The organism is Pantoea sp. Morm, from assembly GCF_016643525.1.
GTDB lineage: Bacteria > Pseudomonadota > Gammaproteobacteria > Enterobacterales > Enterobacteriaceae > Pantoea > Pantoea dispersa.
The window spans coordinates 1-3,325 of the sequence record NZ_VOQX01000183.1; the positions used below are offsets into that span (position 1 = coordinate 1).

General features: G+C 54.0%; 4 protein-coding genes. 1 reads left to right on the plus strand and 3 read right to left on the minus strand.

The window, feature by feature from the left end:
* The coding region (locus tag FT726_RS26465) for an MFS transporter (RefSeq protein ID WP_346303768.1) at positions 1 to 810 on the minus strand (810 nt) is incomplete at its 3' end.
* Positions 811 to 1,244: 434 nt separating this feature from the next.
* Between FT726_RS26465 and FT726_RS26470 the strand changes: the two genes are divergently transcribed.
* A complete protein-coding gene (locus tag FT726_RS26470; protein ID WP_346303769.1) occupies positions 1,245 to 2,114 on the plus strand; it encodes a carboxylate/amino acid/amine transporter in 870 nt (289 codons plus the stop codon).
* Positions 2,115 to 2,452: 338 nt separating this feature from the next.
* On the opposite strand, the gene FT726_RS26475 is transcribed toward FT726_RS26470, so the two are convergent.
* Both FT726_RS26475 and FT726_RS26480 read right to left on the minus strand, forming a co-directional pair.
* Complete coding sequence (locus tag FT726_RS26475; protein ID WP_058960356.1) at positions 2,453 to 2,935, minus strand: DUF1456 family protein; 483 nt, start codon at positions 2,933 to 2,935, stop codon at positions 2,453 to 2,455.
* 95 nt (positions 2,936 to 3,030) lie between these two features.
* On the minus strand, positions 3,031 to 3,325 hold a 295-nt coding region (locus FT726_RS26480), incomplete at its 5' end, for a LysR substrate-binding domain-containing protein (protein WP_346303770.1).

Consider the following 3,325-nt stretch of genomic DNA (forward strand, 5'->3'; position numbering starts at 1 on the left):
GTAGCGCAGCAGGTAGACAAACACGTTAGCCAGCGCGATATACCACAGCAGCTTATTAGGCAGGATGTACTGCATAAAAATCTGCTTCGCCGTCAACTCCTCCTCATGATCCTCGCTGTAGTCTGGCGGATAATCATTCTTGTACGCCTCAATCGGCGGCAAACCACAAGACTGCGGCGTATCGCGCATCAGGGCAAAGGCAATAATCGCGATGAGGATGGCACCAAACGCCGGCATATAGAGCGCGGCTTTCCAGTCGTTAAACCACGCCATACCCAGCAGGAACAGCAAGGGCGGAATACCACCACCCACGTTATGCGCGCAGTTCCACACCGAGACAATCCCGCCGCGTTCCTTCTGCGACCACCAGTGCACCATAGTGCGACCGCACGGTGGCCAGCCCATGCCCTGGAACCAACCGCACAGGAACAGCAGCACAAACATCACCATGATGCTGGAGGTGGCCCACGGCACAAAGCCCATAAACAGCATCACAGCAGCGGCCAGAATCAGTCCGGCAGGTAAAAACACGCGCGGATTCGAGCGATCGGAAACGGAACCCATGATGAACTTGGAGAAACCGTAGGCGATGGATATTCCTGACAGCGCAAAACCGAGATCGCCACGCGAGAAACCCTGTTCGACTAAGTAGGGCATCGCCAGCGCAAAGTTTTTACGGACCAGGTAATAGGCGGCATAGCCAAAGAAAATGCCGATGAAGATTTGCCAGCGTAGCCGACGATAGAGCGGATCGACACGATCGTCAGCGACTTGCGGCTGATGCGGTGCCGGTTTGAAGATACTTAACATGAAGGTGGCCCTCCAGGGCGCAATATTTTTTATAAATTCCCAGCAGGTTGGGTCAAAAGCCCTCTGGCGTGACAACAAAACCAAAGTTCCATTTCGCGCAAAGGATAGTGATGGTTGCGCCATGTTACTGTGATGTGTGACTCAATTGTTACAGTTTGATGACATTTAAGAGCGATATAAACCAGGAAATGTTGGTATTCGCGCATGAAGCGTCGGAGCTTTTGGGTTTGGAAGGGGAATCCGTTGCCGTGTCGAATCAGATTCACTGCTTCTGCAACCAGCGACCTGATTTCAGTAGTGGACCTCATCTCAATGAGTGACGGGGATACGGCGATTTGTTTGATTTTAATTTGACCACTCGTCAACCAGATATTTCAGCCCGCTCACGACAGTTTGTTTACACTAGCGCCACTGTTCATTTTGGGATCGATGCCGTGCCGTTACTGATCGTTACCACCATTTTGTGGGCTTTTTCCTTTAGTTTGATAGGGGAATACCTTGCGGGCCAGGTTGACTCCTGGTTCTCTGTACTGATGCGCCTTGGATTGGCCGCGATTGTCTTCCTGCCGTTCCTGCGCTGGAAAGGCTATCGCGCCTCAACCATCCTGCTGTATATGCTGGTGGGGATGCTGCAACTCGGCGTCATGTACCTGCTGAGTTTCGAGGCTTATACCTACCTCAGCGTGACAGAATTCCTGTTATTTACCGTGATGACGCCGCTCTACGTCACGCTGATTTACGATTTGCTCAGCAGACGTCGACTGCGAATCGGCTATGCTTTCAGCGCGCTTTTGGCGGTAGCTGGTGCGGCCATCATTCGCTATGACAAAGTCAGCGATCACTTCTGGTTCGGTTTGCTGCTGGTGCAGGCGGCTAACATCTGCTTCGCCATTGGTATGGTCGGTTACAAGCGCTTGCAGGAAACCCGCCCAATGCCGCAACACACGGCCTTCTCGTGGTTCTATCTTGGCGCGGTGATCATCGCCATCATTGCGTGGAGCCTGTGGGGTAACCCGAACAAACTGCCAACCACCTCACTGCAGTGGGGTATTCTGGTCTGGCTGGGCGTGGCGGCTTCCGGGCTGGGCTACTTTATGTGGAACTACGGTGCGACGCAGGTCGATGCGGGTACGCTGGGCATTATGAACAACATGCACGTGCCAGCGGGCTTGCTGGTCAATCTGGCGATCTGGCAGGAAAAACCGCACTGGCCGAGCTTTATTGCCGGGGCGATCGTCATTTTCGCTTCGCTATACGTGCATAAGCGCTGGGTAGTGGGACATGGGTCCAAAAGCGATGCCTAACTGAGACGATCCTTGATCTGGTTTCGTTGAACTTGCAGAAGCGCTATGTGCTGGGAAAAAGCAGCACCTAAGCCAAAGGGAAGATACAGGCCGCTACGAAGAGCGAAGCGTCCGAGCCATGGATGGCGAGGCCGATCCACAGGGATGTGAGATTCCTTCGTGATCGGAGCGGCCTGTATCTGACCTGATGTCAAAGCGGCGCTCAAAGCTAAAGGGAAGGGATAGCGTGGCAGAGGAGTAAAGCATCCGAGCCAGGGAGGGCGAGGCTGACCCACAGGGATGTGGGCCTCCTTTGCGATCTGCCACGCTATCCCTGACTGAGCACTAACACAAAGCCATCAGGGCTTTTTCGCGGGCGCCGCAGGACGATTCATCATCGTCAATCCCTTCAGAAAGTTACGCAGAATCTGGTCACCGCACTCGCGGTAGTTCTTATGATCCGGGTTGCGGAAAATCGCACCGACTTCAGCCTGTGAAATCTTAAAGTTTGCCTTCTCCAGCACCACCGGAATATCCGTGGTCTTCAGCGCAAACGCGATACGCAGCTTCTTGATGAAAATATTGTTATTCATACGGCGTTCAACCGAAGGTGCGGGCGCATCTTCACTCTTACCGCGACGGAAGAAAATCAAACCGTTGAGGAAATAGCCCATTAGCACGTCCGGCAACTTACGGAACGCCGCATCCTCATCCTTCTTCATCCACGCCTGCACATCCTCTAGCGGCACTTCACTGCCCGCTAAGGCAAAAATCTCCACCACTTTGCTATCGCTTAAATCAAGCATATAGCGCACGCTGCGCAGAACATCGTTACTCGTCATGGTGAAACTCTCTTGGTCGCGGATTGAGGCGGCGCATTATAGAGCAGGCTGGGCAGGGATAACAGCACGGGCGACACCAGCCACCCGTGAGAACATCAAGAAATCGACTGCAGTGAACCCGGGCGGGCGGCATCGCGCACAAACGGCAGATGGTCACAGGCGTGTTGACGGGCGAAGCGCACAAAGGCTTCCAGCACCGGCTGACGCTGCTCACCATCGCGAACCGCCGCATACAGGCGGCTCCACAAACCCGCGCCCAACGTCTTGGTCACCACTAAACCCTGCTTTTCGAAACTCTCAACCACCCAATGCGGAAGTGCGGCAATGCCCATTTGTGCCGACACCAGCTGAATCAACAACAGTGTAGTATCCACCTTCTTCAATGCCGGG

Excerpts from the sequence above, each read along its gene's own strand:
- FT726_RS26475 (WP_058960356.1), bottom strand. The coding sequence starts at position 2,935 with ATGACGAGTAACGATGTTCTGCGCAGCGTGCGCTATATGCTTGATTTA.